Here is an 18,831-nt window from a genome sequence, read left to right as displayed (position 1 = left end):
ACTACGGATGCATTGAATAAAAAAATGTGAACGTTTGCGTAAATTCAGAGGTGACCGGAAATAACGCAGTCGAAGACGCATTTTGATTCAGTACAAATATCAAACCTAAGCAATTCTCTATTCTCAGTCTTGCAACAACTTTTCTTTAACGTTAGGCAAATTCACATAGGAAACTGTTTACATGCTGATTGTTTTTTAACTAAAATGAACGATGGTATGTTCTAAACAGACCAAACATCGATGTTTTAAAATCTGAAATACAAGGATTAATAATGAAGAACACAGCTCTAGCTATTCTTATGGCTCTAAGCGCATCAACTGCATTGGCAGCGACTGAAGCTGGTACTACTGGTACAGCAGCAGCATCTGCAACTGGTACAACTGCAGTAGCAGTAGGTGCAGCAGCAGCAGTAACTGTAGTAGCAGTTGCAGCGTCAGACAGCGATTCAACGTCTACTTCTACTTCTACTTCTACTTCTACTTCAGTAACTAAATAATTTTTTAGTTTTGTAGATATTGAAACAATCGCCCTGATCTATTCAGGGCGATTTTATTTGTAATGAGGGAATGATGAACACCTTTCTATCGCGAAAATGGATGCGCTTACTTATTGCCCTACCATTACTGAGCTCAATCTTTGGCTGTACACAAAAGTTTAATGATGTCTCGGCGACAGTCCAAGAAGCTTATGGCAACTACATCGATGTCGAACTAACGCCAGAAGAGATTGAAGCGGTACCTTATGCCAGTGCTTACTTAAAAATTGGTGACCAAAAACAGGTCTTCGTAGTGTTGGCCTTTGCTGAGCAAAACCCATTAACTGGTAATACCCAATTAAAGTGGGTAAGCGCAGACAAGGCAATGGTAGTAACAGAGAACGGTCATATCGTTAAAACTATTGGTTTGCAAACCACCAATTTAGCAGGTATTTATGGCAACGTTCCTGCCTACTCAGCGCCCTCTGTGCAATATTCTCTTTCTTACGATTGGGCTGACAAATACCGTTATGGGTTCCCGGCTAAAGTCCAACGTTCTCGTCAAGGTAAAGAAACCGTCATAACCCCTATTTCATCTACCTCTACTGATGTTTATACCGAGGTTGTAACGTTTACCAGCTTAGAAAAAAGTGTGGAGAACCAATACTGGGTAAACGGTAAAGGAGAAGTAGTGAAAACACGTCAACACTTAGGTCCAAACATGGTGCCTGTTGAATTGACGATTTTGAAAGGGTACAGCAAATCATGAATAAGCGACTGCTATCTTTATTAAGCCTAAGTTTAACGGCAACGATTCTGGCGACACCTACTATCGTTCAAGCTCAAAATCACACCTCACCACCGCTCAATATAGAACTTGTCGGAACGGGCAAAGCATTGCAATTCCAACACGCGGCACGTTTAGAGAGCGTACTTAAGCATGCGCAAAAACAACAAGTCGCCCTGCAATACCCTTTAGCTGTGACTCTATTTGATAACGCCGAAACCGCAGTGCAAGAAAGTACTGCCTTAAAGAATTCGGTGTTAAACCAAATGATTCAACATAATTTAGTTGCGCACCCATTTTACAAGTTTATCCAACGAAGCCAGTTTGCACCTCGCGTGCTATCGGCCATTGATGTTGATCGCATCCGTCTAGATAAATTTGATAACCCTCTTTTACAAGGTCAACTTGCGTTAAGTGCACCAAAACGTGAAGAAAAAGTGTTGTATGTGGGTAACTTGGAAAAAGTCTACGCGGTAGAAAACCAAGCGGGTGTCGCTCTGCATAAACAGATCGATAACCTACGTTCAAGTGATATTGATGAGCTTTCCTATACGCCAATCCTAATTTATCCGGATGGCAAGGTTATTCATCCTCACCATGGCAGTTGGTTAACCACTCAATATTACTTGCCACCACTTACTTTGGTGTACATCCCATTTGATGAGTTCGAAACATCACAAATGGATAAAGACATTGTCGCTCTGCTTGCACAACGTAAACCAACCTCATCGAAGAACTAAACATGAACCTGATCAGAACCAGTTTATCCCTTTCTTTAATGGGTCCAGCGTTGGTGTGGGCTCAAGACATGCCTTTTGAAGTGCCGCCATTGCAACCATCACAAATGGACTTTGGTGGTGTCGGCTTAATGCAGATGCCTACAGGTCGTATGGCACCTGAAGGCGAGTTTAACTTTGCTATTACCGGTAGCGACGAGTACCTATTTTACAATGTGACTTTGCAAGTGATGCCATGGCTAGAAACGACCATTCGTTACACCATGGTGAACGATCTTTTCTACAGTAACGATCCGAGCTTTTCGGGTGATACCAAGTACACCGACAAGGGAATCGACTTTAAAGTTCGCTTGTTAGAAGAATCCGAGTACCTGCCAGAGCTTTCGGTTGGTGTGCGTGACTTTGCAGGCACCGGTCTTTTTGATGGTGAGTTTGTTGCTGCGACAAAGCGTTACTCTAACCCAAACCTTGGTACCTTTGATTTCACTTTAGGTATGGGCTGGGGCTACTTAGGTACGCGCGACAACATCAGCAACCCAGCTTGTAAGCTGTCCGATAGTTTCTGTGCACGCCCTTCTGATTACAAAGGTAATGGTGGTAGTGTGGATTTTGAACGTTGGTTCAAAGGTTCTGCTGCACTCTTTGGTGGTGTCGAGTATCAAACTTTGCACGCGCCACTGCGATTTAAGCTTGAATACGACAGCAACGATTACAGCGAAGATTTCCCAGTGGTACGTGGTGGTGTAGACATGACACCTCATACGCCTTGGAACTTTGGTGTTCTATATCGTTTAGGGCATATGGCAGATTTGCGCTTGAGCTACGAGCGCGGAGATACGTTAGTTGCTGGCGTGAGTCTTTACACTAACTTCAATGATATGCCGTCTTTCTGGCGTGATACACCAACACCAGAAGTTGAAGACAAGCAACCAGAACAACTGTCTGATGTAGATTGGGAACGTGTTACCGAGGAGCTGGATAAAATTGCTGGCTACCAAAATACCCAACTCTATGTTGAAGATAATACCGTTTCGGTTGTTGGCGAGCAGAAAAAGTATCGTGATCGCAATGAAGCTCATGAAAAAGCGGCGGCAATCCTTTATAACGAAATGCCAGACAACATTGATACCTTTACTATCAATGAACGCAGTCGTGGTCTGATCGGCGATCAAACGGTTATTTCAAAAGAGAAATACCGTGGCTTTGCAGAAGTTAACTACATCAATCCAAATATCGAAGATGCAACATCAACCTCAAGTGATAAACCGCAAGGCAAACCTGCTTACGATGGTTTTGAGCGCTTTGATTGGGGCTTCTCACCAAAACTGGCTCAGACCTTGGGCAACCCAGAAGAGTTCTATCTGTTCAGTGTTGGTCTAAGTGGCAGCGCCTCTTACTGGCTGACAGATAACCTAGAAATTGGGGGCTCGCTATACTGGGATTGGTACAACAACTACGACAAGTTTAACTACGTCACCCCACCGGATGGCACTTCGATTCCTCGTGTACGTACCATGTTCCGTGCTTATCAAAATGAACACGCGGTAACCATGTCCAACCTGCAGTTAACTTGGTTCCAAGAGTATTCCGATACCATGGACCAGCAATTCTACGCGGGCTATCTGGAGAGCATGTTTGCCGGAGTCGGTACCGAGTTTCTTTACCGACCACAAGGAGCTAACTGGGCGATTGGCGCTGACGTCAACTTAATTTCTCAACGTGATCCACAAAGTTACTTCGGTGTTTACGATGAGAAATGGCAAAATGTGCCAGAATATGGACGTCCGTTCCAAGTTGTAGATAAAGGCTTTACTGGTTTTGTGTCGGGTTATTACTACCCTCAATGGGATTTCCTACAAGATTTGATGATTCAAGTTGATGTTGGTCAGTTCCTAGCGGGTGATATCGGTACACAAGTGAATGTATCTAAACAGTTCAAGAGTGGTGTCATTGCAGGTGCATTCGCATCAATCAGTGATTTGTCGGCTGACGAATTCGGTGAAGGTAGCTTTACTAAAGGCTTCTACATTTCGATTCCATTCGACATCATGACCGTTAAGCCAAGCAACAACCGTGCGTTCTTTAGCTGGCAACCATTGACTCGCGATGGCGGTCAGAAGCTAGGTCGTAAGTACAGCTTGATTGAGCTGACGGATGAGCGTAATCCTTGGTATCAACGCCCAAATACGTCAAACGCTAAATAACAGCCTACTTGAGGGAGCTTCGGCTCCCTTTTGTTTATTCCTCCCCCAAGTGCTCTATACCTTTCCTTTTCCTTCCGATAGCGCTAATTTCTGTTTCTTGCTAGAATTCCTGAGAAAATTTTAATCTATGGTGGAAGTCTTATGATCATCGTAACTGGTGGTGCTGGCATGATCGGCAGCAACATTGTTAAAGCACTGAACGAAGCAGGTATTAACGATATTCTGGTTGTCGACAACCTAAAAAATGGCAAGAAGTTTAAAAACTTAGTTGATCTTGATATCACAGATTACATGGATCGCGATGACTTCCTTACTCAAATCATGGCAGGTGACGACTTCGGTCCTATCGAAGCCATCTTCCATGAGGGTGCTTGCTCTGCAACGACTGAGTGGGATGGTAAGTACATGATGCTTAACAATTACGAGTACTCTAAAGAGCTGCTTCATTACTGTTTAGATCGCGAGATTCCATTCCTATACGCTTCTTCCGCAGCCACTTACGGCGATACAGAGACTTTCGTTGAAGAACGCGAATACGAAGGCGCACTGAATGTATACGGTTACTCGAAACAGCAGTTTGATAACTACGTTCGTCGCCTATGGCAAGACGCTGAAGAGCATGGTGAGACCCTTTCTCAAATCACCGGCTTCCGCTACTTCAACGTATATGGCCCACGTGAAGACCACAAAGGTAGCATGGCATCAGTTGCGTTCCACCTAAACAACCAACTTAACGCAGGTGAAAATCCTAAATTGTTCGCGGGCAGCGAATCATTCAAACGCGACTTCGTTTACGTTGGTGATGTATGTAAAGTAAACCTGTGGTTCTTAGAAAACGGCGTATCAGGCATTTTTAACTGTGGTACTGGCCGTGCTGAATCTTTTGAAGAGGTAGCAAAAGCAGTTATCAAGCATCATGGCAAAGGCCAAATTGAAACCATCCCATTCCCTGAGCACCTAAAAGGCGCTTACCAAGAATTCACACAAGCGGATCTGACCAAACTGCGCACCGCAGGTTGTGATGTTGAATTCAAGACAGTTGCAGAAGGCATTGCCGAATACTTGACTATCCAAAACAGTTAAGCACCACAAGGTGGTAGAACCATAACCTGCCACCTTTACTCAAGTGCAATAGCCTGTATCATTCCTAACTATCTTTTTCTCATTTAAACCACTTCGCCCGCACACGAATAGGTAACTAGACACGCCATGACCATAAAACGTGATGACTTCGACCCTAAAGCATATAACCCTGAGTTTAAGCGCCACTTTCTGTCGCCTAAGTACTGGGGCACGTGGTTAGGTGTTATCTTATTTTTACCGTTATCATTAATGCCTCTGGGTTTACAAAAGTGGTTAGCGAAAACCATAGCCAAAAAACTGTGTAAATCCCACAAAGGTCCAGCTCACCGAGCGAGGGTTAACTTTGAGCTGTGTTTTCCGGAAAAGTCGTTCCAAGAACGTGAAGCTTTGATAGAAAAAACACTCTACACAGCGGCCATGTTCTTTTTTCGCTTCGGGTTACTAAGTTTACGCTCACCAAAATGGCTTCAGAAACGTTGCCAAATTCGTGGCCTAGACATTTTACGACAGCACATTGATAGCAACGAAAATGTAATTTTAATGGTTCCCCACTCTTGGGCAATTGATGTGCCTGCTATCTTGCTCGCTTCAATGGGAATGCCAGTTTCTGCAATGGCGAAGAAACAAAAGAATGATGTTGCTGACTGGCTGATGCACAAGCAAAGGGTCCAATACGGTGGTCGTGTTTATGAACGCTCAGGTGGCATTAAGCCTTTTCTGAAATCCATTCGAGATGGCTATGTAGGGTATTATCTACCTGATCAAGATCACGGCCCAGAGCATAGTGTGTTTGTGGATTTTTTTGCAACACGTAAAGCAACGCTACCTGGTTTAGGCAAAATTGCGAAACTATCACGCTCAAAAGTACTGCCTCTATTTGCGTCGATGAACACTGAAGATGGTACGTTTGATATTGAGATTTTACCAGCGTTTGAGCTGGATAAAGGCGAAGAGCAAGACGCTCGTACCTGTAATGAAGCCATTGAATATTTTGTCGGTGATAAACCCGAACAATATATGTGGGTACTACAGTTGCTGCACTCTCAAGAAGACGGCAATAACTATTACAATTTGTTTAAACCAAGATATAACAGCGACTGGAAAGTGCAGTGAAAGTATTTGTCGTAAGCTTGGCTCGATCACTAGATCGCCGAGAACGTATTGAAGAAAAGTTAAAACAACAAGGCATTACGTTTGAATTTTTTGATGCAGTAGATGGCTCTGTTGACCGTTTTCTTCATTCAGAAAAAAGTCGTCCAACCATTACTCTACGCCGCAAAGGGTATCAATTAAAAACCAGTGAAGTCGCCTGTTTTGCAAGCCATTACGAGTTGTGGGTTCGATGTGTTGAGCTTGATGAACCGATCGTCATCTTAGAAGACAACGTCGACCCCGTAGAAGGGCTGAAGCAAGTACTCGAACACACCCTTCCATTGACTTCTAATTATGACTACATCAAATTGTCTGCCACTCAGAAGCGTGTATTCATCCCAATCGTACCTATTGATGATAATCATATGCTAGGGGGATACTCAGCAGGCACTTGTGGTACCACCGCTTATATCGTCACACCTAAAGCAGCCTCAAAGTTTGTTATGCATGCTCAAGAGTTTATTGAACCAGTCGATGACTACATGGAAAAACCATGGAGACATGGTGTTCAAGTTTACAGCGTGTCTCCAGATCTCTTTACTAGAGCAGAGATTGCTTCGACGATTGGTGGTAAAAGAAAAGATAAATCCAAAATGACTCTTGCGAATAAAATATACGCTGAACTTTTTAGAACTTATGAGTCAATTTTGAAATTGCTATACTGGAAAAACAAAGCATGAAGATTTTAGTCATTGGCCCTGCATGGGTCGGCGATATGGTAATGTCGCAATCGTTATATATCGTATTAAAGCAACGCCATCCAGATAGCCAAATTGACGTTATCGCTCCAGGATGGTGTAAACCGATTCTTGAGCGTATGCCAGAAATCCATCAAGCGATTGAAATGCCTATCGGTCATGGTGAGTTTAACTTATTAGGCCGCAGGGAAATTGGCAAATCATTACGTGAAAAGCAATATGACCACGCCTATATCTTGCCTAAATCAGCGAAATCGGCACTGATCCCATGGTTTGCCAACATTCCTCTTCGTACTGGCTGGAAGGGAGAAATGCGCTATGGTTTATTGAACGACTTACGCCCTAACATGAAGTCTTTTCAGTACATGGTAGAGCGCTATGTAGCGTTAGCTTATCCAAAAGCAGAAATGGTGGACTCTAACTCTCTTGGCGGGCTTGAAACCTTACCTCGCCCTCGCCTTGCAATCAACGCGGCAGAGCAACAAGCCACGTTCAAAAAGTTCAACTTAGCCCAAGACCAACCAATTATCGGACTGTGCCCAGGAGCAGAGTTTGGTCCCGCAAAAAAATGGCCCGAAACACACTACGCTGAAGTTGCGACGCAAATGGCTCGTTCTGGGCATCAAATCTGGTTGTTTGGTTCTCAAAAGGACTTAGAGACTTGTAACAATATTCGCGCACTTGTTCCGACGCAATTCCATGAGGACATTCACGTTCTAGCAGGCCAAACCAGCTTAATTGAAGCGGTCGACTTACTTGCTGCATGTAAGACTGTTGTCGCGAATGACTCAGGCTTAATGCATGTGGCAGCTGCGGTTGGTTGTAATGTTGTTGCCGTGTATGGCTCAACTTCACCGAAGTACACCCCCCCACTCGCAGAAAAAGTGGAGATTGTTCATACCGATATTGATTGTCGCCCTTGTTTCCAGCGTGAATGTCAATACAAACACCTTAAGTGCTTGACAGAACTTTCGCCTAAGCAAGTGCTAGATAGCATCCAAAAACTTGACGCCATTACGATAAGCTCATGTTAGTTCGTATTGTTTATACCTTACTACTCGCTCTAGCGTCACCGCTGCTTTTATTTGGTTTGTACAAGAGCAAACCAAATAAGCCTAAGTTCGGCTCTCGCTGGAAAGAGCACTTTGGTATCACTCCCAAGCTAAAAAGCAACGACAAACCTATTTGGATACATGCTGTATCTGTTGGTGAAAGCATAGCAGCAACACCTTTAATCAAAGCCCTTAAGGAACAAAACCCCGAACAATCTATTCTAGTTACTACAACAACAAGTACCGGAGCTGAACAGATTGCTAAGTTGGGTGATTTAATTGAACACCGCTATATGCCAATTGACTTTGGTTTTGCTATCAAAGGTTTTCTTAAAGCAGTACAACCAAAACAAATGTTGATCATCGAGACTGAGCTGTGGCCAAACACGCTTCACAATGTTCACAAAGCGGGTATCCCTATAACTGTCGTGAATGCGCGCCTATCTGAAAAATCGTGTCAGAACTACGCTAAAATACAGCGGCTTTTTAACCAGCTTCATCCATGCCTAACTCAAGTACTCTGCCAAACGGATTCAGATGCAGAGCGCTTCGAACGCTTAGGCGTTAAGAAAAAGAAACTATCCGTTACTGGCTCGATTAAGTTCGATATTCAAATATCAGAGCAAGTGAAACAGCAAGGACAGCAGCTTCGAGCCCAACTTGGAAACGATCGTCCGATTTGGATTGCAGCTAGCACCCACAAAGGCGAGGACGAACAGGTATTAGATGCACATAGACAAGTTTTAAAATCTCATTCAAATGCTTTACTCGTTTTGGTTCCTCGCCATCCAGAACGATTTGATGATGTATTCACGCTTTGCCAACAGCAAGGCTTTAACACTGTGCGTCGCACTTCAACTCATGCAGTAGAGACGAATACTCAAGTATATCTTGGCGATACTATGGGTGAGATGCTAACGTTGATGGGTGCAGCGGATATCTGCTTTATGGGCGGTAGCCTAATTGGAGATAAGGTTGGTGGGCACAATGTATTGGAGCCTGCTGCTTTGGGCGTCCCTATTATCAATGGTCCAAGCTTCTTTAACTTCAAAGAAATCGTACATGAAATGAAGCAGAACAACCTCATCAAAATTGTGAAAAATGAGGATGAACTGGCAAGAGCTATCGTGGCTCTAATTAAAGACGTCGCAGCTCATGAGCGCATCACGTCAGAGCTTGCTCATTTTATGTTAGCAAACTCAGGCTCCTTACAACGTACCACCACAGCCACCTCTTCTATCTAAAAAAAGCCGAGTATTAACTCGGCTTTATTTTAAGCTTTAGTTTTAAACCAACGCTTCATTTTCTTTAGGTAATGTTTTTTCGATTTTTTCAGATATATACCTAAAAAGCATATCCAATACTTATAGCGATAGATCTTGTTCAAACCAAGAATACGGATTTTATATTGCTCAAACTCTCGGTCTTCTGCCGTTGGGTCTTTTGCTTGCTGGAGACTCCAAGAGCCCTCATGCATGCTACGATAAACCGACATTTTTTCAGGGAGGTACCAGGCGCCTTGCTCGATACTATTGATAATCTGCAACACAGAGTGCTCGCCATAAAGCTTGAAAAAGTCTTCATGTTGATAAATTAGGTCAAAAAACGGCTCTTTTCTAATAAACATCGATGCCATAGGCATAGTGTCTCCGCCCTTCTTAATGACATACTGATAAGGTATTTTCTTTTCTAAATCGCCTTGGTATCCGTATTTCTTGTCAACCAACTGGTCTTTTAGCAAAGTCAAAGAAGGATGAAAACAAGCATTAATATCCTTATGGTTTGCCAAAGCTTCAAGCTGTTTTTGAAGCTTGTTGTCATCAACCCAATAGTCATCACCTTCACAAAAAGCTATGAACTCCCCATCAACATGAGGCAACATGTTAAAAAGTACAGCTGATGACCCTTTAGAGTATATATTCTCCTCTGGATAAATTCTCTTTATTTGGCATTTCCCAGAATACTCATTAAAAACTCTATCGATAACTTTTCGACTATTGTCAGGAGAACAATCATCATGTATAAGCAACTCGTATTCAAAGTCTACTGTCTGATTAAGTATAGATAAAAGTGTCTGCTCAATATATTTTTCGTGATTATAGCAAGTACAAATAACCGAGACTTTGGTGGACATTTTATTCCTCTGTCTTCTATTTTATTTAATTAAGAAGAGTTATATCTTTTTAGCAGGATTACCTAGAACGGTGGTATTTGACCTCACTTTGGTAAATACGACAGCTCCCATGCCAACTGTCGCATCATCTGCTACTTTAACTTTAGGGTGGATAGTTGCTCCGGAGCCAATCAATACTCTCTCACCAATTTCTACATGACCATTGATGGTATTGCTTCCTAGTAAAGAGGTATAGCGACCAATTTTGACATCATGTCCAATAGCACAATTACAGTTGATGAGCGAAAAGTCACCAATAGCTGCACCAGGAGAGATGCTGCAGTTTGGGTTAATAATTACACCTTCACCTATTAAAGAGAATGGGCTCAACACAACACTAGGGTGAATAAATGAGATAGCATTACCGCCTTTATCTTTTAGCATTTCGGCAATACTAGCGCGAGCATAACCTTCCCCTCCAAATGCCAAAATAAAATCAAACTGTTCAAGATCATCTAGCATGGAGATTGATTTTACTTCGTGGCCATAAAATGTTGTTCCTGATACAAAATATTCGTCAGTCACACAAAAACACAAGAAACGTTCACGAATATCATTTACATCTTGTATCCAGCTGTACACTTCCGCAGCTAGACCACTAGCTCCAAATATAATAATTGGATTAGACATTATTTACCCCTGCTCAATCTCGATTTTTTCAACGTGTATTTTTAACAAGCCAAACTCATCATTTATCACGATGCTATTTTCGCTACTATTTACAGATTTATCGCTTGGTTCATCAATAAACTGATAAGCACGTACAGAGTATCTATCACCATCATTATCAATTAGAGCCTTAGGAAAAACTTTAAATGGTCCATAATCTAATGCTCTCAATATGCGATAGTTCTCAAGCGTTGATTGTTTTATATCTAGCCAGCCATTTCCGGGAATATCTTTGGACAGGTACAGATAGTCGTATCTCAATGGCTGTTTAGTCAAGCAAGGAGTACTGCCTGTTTGCAACAATTCATCAATTACGTTTGAAAAGGCTTCTAATCCGGCATGCATACATTTATGAGCGACCTGATATGCTTTGTCATGCTTATCAACTAATACGTCGGAAAAAGCAATAGCCTCACCAGTGTCTACACCTTCATCAACATAATGCCAAGTGACACCGGTTTTTTCTAATTGATGAAAAATAGCCCAACTAGGTGCGTTTCTTCCTCGTAAATTTGGTAAAAGTGCATTATGAAAATTGATAATAGTTACATTCTTTAAAGTCAGTAACTTCCCTTTAAAAAGGTAGTTATTATTCGCACTGATGATTAATGTATTACCAGACAGCCACCTGAGTAACGAAGACTCGATATCTTCTTTCGTATGCTTAAATTGATATGCGACGTCGTGTTTTTGAGCAAATGACTCAAGAGTAGAAAAAGGTTGCATCTCTGTCTGTAACAATTTCAGCGTCACATCATATTGAAGAAGCTTGGAAGCAACGTCTTGAGCTATCTTACCAAAACCGATCACGATTACGGTTTCAAACTTTAATTTAGACACTGCGCCCTCCATCAATCACAAGATCTAAACCAGTCACCCAGCGAGACGCTCTGCTACTCAAAAAATAACAGGCCTCTGCAACATCTTCAGGTTTGCCTAAACCTAAAGGATATAGGTTATGTAACTTTTCAAGTGCTGCTTCGCCCAAATCAACCGCTACATCTTTTGTGTGCTTGGTCTCAACCCATCCAGGCGAAACGGTATTTACTCTGATTTTACGCGGAGCTAATTCTCTAGCCATTGATTTACTTGCAGAAATCAAAGCCCCTTTTGCTGCAGAATAAGCAACTAATCCTGGCTCACCAACGAAATGGGCAATGCTAGAAATCAGTGTAATACTTCTATCCTGAGACTTATCTGAATATAAAGCGTTCGAAAAAAGCTGGCAAAGGATCAAGTGACTATTTACGTTCGTTTGCATAGTCAAAAGAAGCTCTTCATCCGATACTAACTTCAACGGCAAGATTTTATGGTAGCCCGCAGCACAGATAAGATCTGTAACTTTACCTTGCTCAGTAACGATCTTTTTCAGCAGCGGTTTTAATGATGAAGGAGACTTCAAATCCCAAACATAAGCGGCTGAGGAATCTTTTCCTAAAGATTCCTCAGCGGTTTTAAGGCTCTCTTCATTACGTCCAAGAAGGATCACAAAGTTTCCCTTTTGAACATGTTTGTGAGCAATACTCAAGCCAATGTCTGAAGTCGCTCCTGTGATAAGAACTTTTCTTTTCATCGAAATTACTGAGGAAGTAGCTCGAGCAATTGACCCACAGTTTTTCGTTCGATTAAATCACCGTGTCCAATTTCTACTTGATATTCATCTGCGAATAAAGTGATAAGAGATAATTGGGCTAAAGAGTCCCACTCTTCCGTTTCTTGATATTCAAAATCAGGAGTTAGCTCTTCTACTTCCAACTCTAGGATCTCAGCTAGTTCTTCCAAAAAAACAGTCATTTATACATCCAACTTAATTAGTTTACATAGTGTAAGTTCATTGACATCAATCAAGGTCGCCCCCCAACTCAGACCTATACCAAAGCCTGATAATAGTGCTTTTTTACCCTCAAAGCCCGAATTCTTCATCCAAGATGATAAAATCGACATTGGGACAGTTGCGGACGAAGAGTTACCATAAATAGTCACTACCTCTGAAGGTAACTGCTCTTCCGTTACCTTCAGTGCTGAACGGAAACGATCCAAGATAAACTTATTTGCTTGATGAAAGAAAAAGTAGTCAATCTCTTCTGGTTTTGTGTTCGTTTCAATAAACTCTTTAATAAAATTGATTACCGTTGTTTGAGTAAACGTAAAAACATCTCTACCTTGCATGACCAAATGCTCAGAACAACGCCAATTTCCTTCTTCGTCCTCAGCAAGAGCGGCAGTATCAGAGGTACAAGGGTTTACCATACCACCTGATGGGATCATTAAAGCTTTTGCTCCTTTACCATCATGTTTGATCTCAAGAGGGGCCTTCACATTTTCCGCTCTTCTTTCTATTAAAGTGATAGTAACTGCATCCCCAATAAGAGGGTATGAGTTACGATCTTTTAAAGAAACCTTACGGCTTAAAACATCACCAGCAATTAGCAACACTTTTTGCGCATCACTATTACGAACTAGGCTCGAAGCTTCAAACAAACCTCGAATATAGCCATTGCAACCATCGTTGATGTCCATGCAATAACAATCGGTTTTAAAGTCAAAAGCGCCATGTACTATCGAAGCCGTTGACGGAATTGGGTAATCAGGAGTTTGAGTTACCACCAAAATTCCATCCACATCCTGATAGTCGCACCCAAGAGTGGTTGACAGGTCCTCAAGCAAAGGAAAAATCATATCAGTGAGCGCCGTTTCTTTTGAAACAACATGATGTTGATTGTATCCCATTAGCTTCTTCAGCTTTTTAGAACTCTGCTCTGTGTGTGAGTAGTTTTTTATCTCATCATCAAAGTAAGAAATATGCTTTGGAACGGCTGCGACTATCCCTTTCAGCGAGATATTGCCAATATCACTTTTCATAAATTAACCTTGAATCGTTTTAAGATACTCACCAATAACATGCGGCGAAACAAAATTCTCAGGAACCAAACCTTCACCAGGAATTGAAATAGCTAGCTGAGCTTCGATCTCACTTACTAGGACTAACAAATCAAAAGAGTCCAACAGACCTGATTCAAAAAGTTCAGTATCTTTAGCAAACTCATGTTCTGGTTTCATTGTGGTTAAGATTGCTATAATTTTTTCACACATACTACTATTTAACCTTTACAAATTCTTGTAGCGCTTTCTCTGAAAAAGCTTTTCTATTTAACTTACCATTTGGCGTAAAAAGCATTTCTTGTACAAAGCCAATCTTGCTTGGAATCATGTACTTTGGTAAACGTTTCGTCAGTGCAACTTTAAGCTCAACTTCACTCATCGAACTACTGCATTGAACAAAAGAATAAAGCACTTTATCTTCTGATAAATAACCAACAACACACTGTTCGACAGCATCTAGCTCCATGATCTGAGACTCAATTTCACCAAGTTCTATACGATAGCCATTGTGCTTAATCTGGAAGTCTTTTCTACCAATATAATAAATTAAACCATCAACAAGTCTAACCAAGTCTCCGGTACGATAGATCATATCAATGTATTTATCTTGAAGTGGGTTTTGACAAAATACCTCTTCTGTTTTTTCTGAGTTAGCCCAATACCCAAGCGCTAAGCTAGAGCCTCGAACGCACAATTCACCTTCATCATTACGCTGGTCGTTTTCATCTAGGATTAGAATTCCTGAGTTATGACAAGGGACCCCTATAGGTAAGCTATCCCCATCCCAGTCTGACGGCACATCATAGTAGGTGCAATCAACGGTAATTTCTGTTGGTCCGTACAAGTTAGAGTAATGAGCATTAGGATGCTTATCTAACCAGTACTTAATCGTCTTCGCTGGCATTACTTCCCCAGCAAACAATACATTCTTCAAGCATGGCAATTGAAACTGATCAAGTAACTTAAGGTTCGCAATATTTACAAGCAATGAAGGAACCCAGAAGATCGTTGTTATTGCTTTTTCTTTCAGGTATTCAAGTGTTTTCTGAGGAAAAATAAACACGCTTTCAGGAATAACATGCAATTCTGCCGCATTAGACAACGCCAAATAGATGTCTAAAGTCGAATTATCAAAGAATAGTGGTGCTTGACTACCAATAATATCAGCCTTGCTCACTTGATAGGTTGAATTAGCCCAATCTATATAATCAATAACACTAGAATGGCAAATAGTGACACCTTTTGGTGTGCCTGTAGAGCCTGAAGTAAAAATTATATAACATGGATCTTTATCAATAACGGTTTGATTAAACTTTTCGATATCAACCCAAATATCTTGCATAGGTAGCTTAGATGTTGGTATTTCATCGATATTAATAGTTGAAATTGGACTATCTAATTCTAATGAATTTAATAAATTTCGAGACGTTTCATCATAAAGAACAAGACAATCTTGAAGGTTAGATAAGATCTTTAATAGTCGTTCTTTAGGTGAGTTAATGTCTACGGGACAGTAAATCCCTCCAGCCATTGTCGCAGAAAAGATCATGGAGAGTGCATTTACAGATTTTTTCGCAAACACAACAATCGGCTTGTTTAAACTTCCCTGCTGTCTTAGTTGCAATGAGATAGCATATGACTTTGCTGTACTTTCTGCATAAGTCAAAGAGTGGTTCGAATCCGAAACACAAATATTTTCTGGATGTTTCATCGACGATGCTTGTAGATATTTCAGGATGCTGTTTCTCATCTTATACTCTCTTTTTGCAACCAATCATGATTTTTTAAGTATTTGTTTTATCTTGTTTACCATTGATTCACACAAATCAAAATATATAGGCAAGCATAAGATCCTTTTACTAGTCGAGCGACTAACTTCACATGGAGTTCCTTCATGACCATAACTATCGACAAGATCTAAACTTGGATAAAAGTACCTTCTTGGAAAGATGTTATTCGCTTCCAAATTAGCCTTAGCTCTAAGTAATGACTGCTCCGAATCAAACACAATTGGTACATACGCACCATTAGGTTTTGAGCTATCCAACCAATTTTGCATTTGGAAAACACCAGAAAGGTGGGTTTGATAACTTTGCCATAAGCCTCTTCGCTTGGTCATGATACTTTCTATATCATCTAGAACGCAGTGACCCATAGCGGCTTCAAACTCATTCATCTTGGCATTGGTTCCAACACCTTCTATTGAATCCGGTCCTGTTATTCCAAAGTTAATCATAGAGCGTACTTTAGCTGCTAGCTCATCACATTGTGTAATCACAGCTCCACCCTCTATCGTGTGGAATAACTTTGTGGCATGGAAACTTAATGTACTTATATCACCGTACGTTAATACACTTTTTTTATTTAGGTCCACACCAAAAGCATGAGCGGCATCATAGATAACTTTTAGGCCGTGCTTGTTTGCTATAGCTTGAATCTCATTGACTTTACATGGGTTACCAAACACGTGCACCGGTACTATTGCAGACGTTTTTTCTGTAATAAGATCTTCAATTAAATCAGGATTGATATTAAAGGTATCACTTTCAATATCACAAAAAACAGGGGTTAAATTTTCCCAATTAAGCGTGCTTGTGGTCGCAGCGAAAGAGAAAGGTGTTGTGACCACCTCTCCAGCTAGATTAAGTGCTTTGTAAGCAACTTGAAGTGCCAATGAGCCATTTGCAACCAATATAACATGCTTAACACCAAGATACTCAGCTAGTCGAGATTCTAAATCCTTAACGAGAGGACCACTATTGGTCAACCAACCGCTCTCGTACACACGATCAACATATTGTTTATACTTATCTTTTGACGGTAGATATGGTTTTGTTACAGGAACAATTTCATTGCTCATCATTTAATATCTCATTGCAACTAACGAGTAGTGCTATTTTTGTTCGGTGACTAACTCGGAAAGGTAACGTCCGTAATCATTTTTTTGCATCGGTTTTGCAATGGATAGTATCTGGTCTCTTGTTAACCACCCATTGCGCCACGCTATCTCTTCTAAACAGGCAACTTTAAGACCTTGAACATTTTCAATGGTTTGAACAAACGAAGAGGCTTCATGCAGGCTTTCATGTGTTCCAGTATCTAACCAAGCAAAGCCGCGCCCTAGTAATTGAACATTCAGGTCACCTTGCTCAAGGTACATTTGGTTTAGCGTCGAAATCTCTAACTCACCACGAGATGAAGGTTTGACTTTTTTTGCCAATTCAACGACTCGGTTATCATAAAAATACAGCCCAGTGACAGCATAATTGGATTTAGGCTTTACTGGTTTTTCTTCAATCGAAATCGCCTGCATGTTGGCATCAAATTCTACAACGCCAAATCGCTCTGGATCTTTAACCTGATAACCGAATACCGTCGCACCACAGCTCTTCATCGCAGCTTGCTGAAGAATAGGAGTGAACCCTTGCCCATAAAAGATGTTGTCACCCAGCACCAAACATACTGAGTCATCGCCAATGAAGTCTTCACCAATGATGAAGGCCTGAGCTAAGCCATCTGGGCTTGGCTGAATCGCGTATTGCAACTCAATGCCAAACTCTGAGCCATCACCCAATAGGCGCTGAAAACCCTCTTGGTCTTCTGGCGTGGTGATGATCAAGATTTCACGAATGCCAGCAAGCATGAGTACCGACAACGGGTAGTAAATCATTGGTTTGTCATAAACCGGCAGTAACTGCTTAGAGACACCGCGTGTAATAGGGTAAAGGCGAGTGCCCGAGCCACCAGCTAAAATAATGCCTTTCATTATTCGCCCGCTCCTAATCGCTCTAAACTGTATGAACCATCAAGCACGCGTTGCCACCATTGCGGATTATTGAGGTACCATTCCACGGTTTTGCGAATACCGCTTTCAAACGTTTCTTCTGGCGTCCAGCCAAGCTCTTGAGCAATCTTGGTGGCATCAATTGCGTAACGCACATCATGACCTGGGCGATCTTTCACATACGTGATCAAAGATTCATAAGACTCAACACCTGCAGGTTTGTTTGGTCGCAGCTCTTCAAGCAAAGCACAAATGGTTTTCACCACTTCGATGTTGGCTTTTTCGTTATGGCCACCAATGTTGTAGGTTTCACCGACTTCACCTTCGTTGACCACTTTGTACAGCACGCGAGCATGGTCTTCCACAAACAGCCAATCTCGGATCTGCATACCATCACCATACACAGGCAACGGCTTGCCATCGAGGGCATTTAAAATCATCAGAGGGATCAACTTCTCTGGGAAGTGGTACGGGCCATAGTTGTTGGAGCAATTGGTGACAAGTGTCGGTAAGCCATAAGTACGTTGCCAAGCGCGAACCAGGTGATCGCTCGAAGCTTTAGATGCAGAATATGGGCTGCTCGGCGCGTATGAAGTGGTTTCGGTGAACAAATCATCCGTTCCCTCTAAATCACCATACACTTCATCCGTAGAAATATGATGAAAACGGAATGCCGATTGGCGCGCTTCATCTAAGCCCGACCAATATTGACGAGCCGCTTCAAGCAAATGGTAAGTGCCCATCACGTTGGTCTCAATAAAAGCAGCAGGACCATCAATAGAGCGATCGACATGAGACTCGGCGGCCAAATGCATAACCCTATCGGGTTGATGCTCTGAAAACACGCGATCTAGTTCAGCTCGGTCACAGATATCTACTTGCTCAAAGTAGTAACGTTCACTCTCTGAGACATCAACCAGTGATTCTAGATTCCCTGCGTAGGTCAGTTTATCTAAATTGATGACGGTATCTTGGGTGTCACGAATGATATGTCGGACAACAGCTGACCCAATAAAGCCTGCTCCACCGGTTACTAATATTTTCATTACAAATGTTACCTACGTTAATTTTTGTGCCATCAGATACACATGAATACTTTATGATTATTGTAGTTTATAGACTCACTCGAGCAT

The 18,831-nt window shown here is 41.7% G+C and carries 20 protein-coding genes; 9 read left to right on the top strand and 11 right to left on the bottom strand.

The window, feature by feature from the left end:
• Positions 1-272: 272 nt before the first annotated feature.
• From IJ23_RS07970 to waaA, 9 genes are all read left to right on the top strand, one after another.
• Positions 273-497: a hypothetical protein gene (locus IJ23_RS07970; RefSeq protein ID WP_033905976.1), complete on the top strand. Its 225-nt coding sequence runs from the start codon at positions 273-275 to the stop codon at positions 495-497.
• Positions 498-570: 73 nt separating this feature from the next.
• Positions 571-1,245 carry a YjbF family lipoprotein gene (locus tag IJ23_RS07965; protein ID WP_033905975.1) on the top strand — a complete coding sequence of 225 codons (675 nt, stop codon included), beginning with the start codon at positions 571-573 and terminating at the stop codon, positions 1,243-1,245.
• On the top strand, positions 1,242-2,003 hold the full coding sequence (locus tag IJ23_RS07960) for a capsule biosynthesis GfcC family protein (protein ID WP_033905974.1): 762 nt from the start codon (positions 1,242-1,244) through the stop codon (positions 2,001-2,003). Before IJ23_RS07965 ends, IJ23_RS07960 begins: the two co-directional genes overlap by 4 nt.
• Before the next feature lie 2 nt (positions 2,004-2,005).
• On the top strand, positions 2,006-4,204 hold the full coding sequence (locus IJ23_RS07955; RefSeq protein ID WP_033905973.1) for a YjbH domain-containing protein: 2,199 nt from the start codon (positions 2,006-2,008) through the stop codon (positions 4,202-4,204).
• A gap of 141 nt (positions 4,205-4,345) precedes the next feature.
• Complete coding sequence (gene rfaD, locus IJ23_RS07950; protein ID WP_033905972.1) at positions 4,346-5,287, top strand: ADP-glyceromanno-heptose 6-epimerase; 942 nt, start codon at positions 4,346-4,348, stop codon at positions 5,285-5,287.
• Between the two features lie 126 nt (positions 5,288-5,413).
• Positions 5,414-6,400, top strand: coding sequence for a lauroyl-Kdo(2)-lipid IV(A) myristoyltransferase (lpxM, locus tag IJ23_RS07945; RefSeq protein ID WP_033905971.1), 987 nt, complete (start codon positions 5,414-5,416; stop codon positions 6,398-6,400).
• Positions 6,397-7,119 carry a glycosyltransferase family 25 protein gene (locus tag IJ23_RS07940; protein WP_033905970.1) on the top strand — a complete coding sequence of 241 codons (723 nt, stop codon included), beginning with the start codon at positions 6,397-6,399 and terminating at the stop codon, positions 7,117-7,119. Before lpxM ends, IJ23_RS07940 begins: the two co-directional genes overlap by 4 nt.
• Complete coding sequence (waaF, locus tag IJ23_RS07935) at positions 7,116-8,171, top strand: lipopolysaccharide heptosyltransferase II (RefSeq protein WP_033905969.1); 1,056 nt, start codon at positions 7,116-7,118, stop codon at positions 8,169-8,171. The genes IJ23_RS07940 and waaF overlap by 4 nt, the downstream gene beginning before the upstream one ends.
• Positions 8,165-9,433 carry a lipid IV(A) 3-deoxy-D-manno-octulosonic acid transferase gene (gene waaA, locus IJ23_RS07930; protein WP_033905968.1) on the top strand — a complete coding sequence of 423 codons (1,269 nt, stop codon included), beginning with the start codon at positions 8,165-8,167 and terminating at the stop codon, positions 9,431-9,433. Before waaF ends, waaA begins: the two co-directional genes overlap by 7 nt.
• A gap of 29 nt (positions 9,434-9,462) precedes the next feature.
• Here waaA and IJ23_RS07925 read toward each other — a convergent pair whose 3' ends face one another.
• The 11 genes from IJ23_RS07925 to rfbB form a co-directional block, all read right to left on the bottom strand.
• On the bottom strand, positions 9,463-10,323 hold the full coding sequence (locus IJ23_RS07925; protein ID WP_033905967.1) for a glycosyltransferase family 2 protein: 861 nt from the start codon (positions 10,321-10,323) through the stop codon (positions 9,463-9,465).
• A gap of 39 nt (positions 10,324-10,362) precedes the next feature.
• Entirely contained in the window at positions 10,363-10,992 is a 630-nt protein-coding gene (locus IJ23_RS07920; RefSeq protein WP_033905966.1) for a NeuD/PglB/VioB family sugar acetyltransferase, read from the bottom strand.
• Positions 10,993-10,995: 3 nt separating this feature from the next.
• A complete protein-coding gene (locus tag IJ23_RS07915) occupies positions 10,996-11,871 on the bottom strand; it encodes a formyltransferase family protein (RefSeq protein ID WP_033905965.1) in 876 nt (291 codons plus the stop codon).
• Complete coding sequence (locus IJ23_RS07910) at positions 11,864-12,604, bottom strand: SDR family NAD(P)-dependent oxidoreductase (RefSeq protein WP_033905964.1); 741 nt, start codon at positions 12,602-12,604, stop codon at positions 11,864-11,866. Before IJ23_RS07910 ends, IJ23_RS07915 begins: the two co-directional genes overlap by 8 nt.
• A gap of 5 nt (positions 12,605-12,609) precedes the next feature.
• A complete protein-coding gene (locus IJ23_RS07905) occupies positions 12,610-12,825 on the bottom strand; it encodes a phosphopantetheine-binding protein (RefSeq protein WP_021453150.1) in 216 nt (71 codons plus the stop codon).
• Positions 12,826-13,893 carry a ketoacyl-ACP synthase III gene (locus IJ23_RS07900; RefSeq protein ID WP_033905963.1) on the bottom strand — a complete coding sequence of 356 codons (1,068 nt, stop codon included), beginning with the start codon at positions 13,891-13,893 and terminating at the stop codon, positions 12,826-12,828.
• Between the two features lie 3 nt (positions 13,894-13,896).
• Positions 13,897-14,091 carry a phosphopantetheine-binding protein gene (locus tag IJ23_RS07895; RefSeq protein WP_161782023.1) on the bottom strand — a complete coding sequence of 65 codons (195 nt, stop codon included), beginning with the start codon at positions 14,089-14,091 and terminating at the stop codon, positions 13,897-13,899.
• Positions 14,092-14,128: 37 nt separating this feature from the next.
• Positions 14,129-15,625, bottom strand: a complete 1,497-nt coding sequence (locus tag IJ23_RS07890; protein WP_161781342.1) for an amino acid adenylation domain-containing protein — start codon at positions 15,623-15,625, stop codon at positions 14,129-14,131.
• A gap of 63 nt (positions 15,626-15,688) precedes the next feature.
• A complete protein-coding gene (locus IJ23_RS07885) occupies positions 15,689-16,777 on the bottom strand; it encodes a DegT/DnrJ/EryC1/StrS family aminotransferase (protein ID WP_198556785.1) in 1,089 nt (362 codons plus the stop codon).
• Positions 16,778-16,807: 30 nt separating this feature from the next.
• Positions 16,808-17,680, bottom strand: a complete 873-nt coding sequence (gene rfbA / locus IJ23_RS07880; protein WP_033905960.1) for a glucose-1-phosphate thymidylyltransferase RfbA — start codon at positions 17,678-17,680, stop codon at positions 16,808-16,810.
• The gene (gene rfbB / locus IJ23_RS07875; RefSeq protein ID WP_033905959.1) at positions 17,680-18,744 is read right to left on the bottom strand and encodes a dTDP-glucose 4,6-dehydratase; all 1,065 of its coding nucleotides are present in this window, start codon (positions 18,742-18,744) and stop codon (positions 17,680-17,682) included. The genes rfbA and rfbB overlap by 1 nt, the downstream gene beginning before the upstream one ends.
• Between the last annotated feature and the right edge of the window lie 87 nt (positions 18,745-18,831).

Origin of the sequence: Vibrio sp. OY15 (assembly GCF_000742455.1) — a bacterium.
In the GTDB taxonomy this organism is placed as follows: domain Bacteria; phylum Pseudomonadota; class Gammaproteobacteria; order Enterobacterales; family Vibrionaceae; genus Vibrio; species Vibrio alginolyticus.
Note: the sequence above shows the minus strand (reverse complement) of the source record. Positions and strands in the feature narration are given on the sequence as shown.

Excerpts from the sequence above, each read along its gene's own strand:
- IJ23_RS07970 (WP_033905976.1), top strand. The coding sequence starts at position 273 with ATGAAGAACACAGCTCTAGCTATTCTTATGGCTCTAAGCGCATCAACT.
- IJ23_RS07965 (WP_033905975.1), top strand. The coding sequence starts at position 571 with ATGAACACCTTTCTATCGCGAAAATGGATGCGCTTACTTATTGCCCTA.
- IJ23_RS07960 (WP_033905974.1), top strand. The coding sequence starts at position 1,242 with ATGAATAAGCGACTGCTATCTTTATTAAGCCTAAGTTTAACGGCAACG.
- IJ23_RS07955 (WP_033905973.1), top strand. The coding sequence starts at position 2,006 with ATGAACCTGATCAGAACCAGTTTATCCCTTTCTTTAATGGGTCCAGCG.
- rfaD (WP_033905972.1), top strand. The coding sequence starts at position 4,346 with ATGATCATCGTAACTGGTGGTGCTGGCATGATCGGCAGCAACATTGTT.
- lpxM (WP_033905971.1), top strand. The coding sequence starts at position 5,414 with ATGACCATAAAACGTGATGACTTCGACCCTAAAGCATATAACCCTGAG.
- waaF (WP_033905969.1), top strand. The coding sequence starts at position 7,116 with ATGAAGATTTTAGTCATTGGCCCTGCATGGGTCGGCGATATGGTAATG.
- waaA (WP_033905968.1), top strand. The coding sequence starts at position 8,165 with ATGTTAGTTCGTATTGTTTATACCTTACTACTCGCTCTAGCGTCACCG.
- IJ23_RS07925 (WP_033905967.1), bottom strand. The coding sequence starts at position 10,323 with ATGTCCACCAAAGTCTCGGTTATTTGTACTTGCTATAATCACGAAAAA.
- IJ23_RS07920 (WP_033905966.1), bottom strand. The coding sequence starts at position 10,992 with ATGTCTAATCCAATTATTATATTTGGAGCTAGTGGTCTAGCTGCGGAA.
- IJ23_RS07910 (WP_033905964.1), bottom strand. The coding sequence starts at position 12,604 with ATGAAAAGAAAAGTTCTTATCACAGGAGCGACTTCAGACATTGGCTTG.
- IJ23_RS07905 (WP_021453150.1), bottom strand. The coding sequence starts at position 12,825 with ATGACTGTTTTTTTGGAAGAACTAGCTGAGATCCTAGAGTTGGAAGTA.
- IJ23_RS07900 (WP_033905963.1), bottom strand. The coding sequence starts at position 13,893 with ATGAAAAGTGATATTGGCAATATCTCGCTGAAAGGGATAGTCGCAGCC.
- IJ23_RS07895 (WP_161782023.1), bottom strand. The coding sequence starts at position 14,091 with ATGAAACCAGAACATGAGTTTGCTAAAGATACTGAACTTTTTGAATCA.
- IJ23_RS07890 (WP_161781342.1), bottom strand. The coding sequence starts at position 15,625 with ATGAAACATCCAGAAAATATTTGTGTTTCGGATTCGAACCACTCTTTG.
- IJ23_RS07885 (WP_198556785.1), bottom strand. The coding sequence starts at position 16,777 with ATGATGAGCAATGAAATTGTTCCTGTAACAAAACCATATCTACCGTCA.
- rfbA (WP_033905960.1), bottom strand. The coding sequence starts at position 17,680 with ATGAAAGGCATTATTTTAGCTGGTGGCTCGGGCACTCGCCTTTACCCT.
- rfbB (WP_033905959.1), bottom strand. The coding sequence starts at position 18,744 with ATGAAAATATTAGTAACCGGTGGAGCAGGCTTTATTGGGTCAGCTGTT.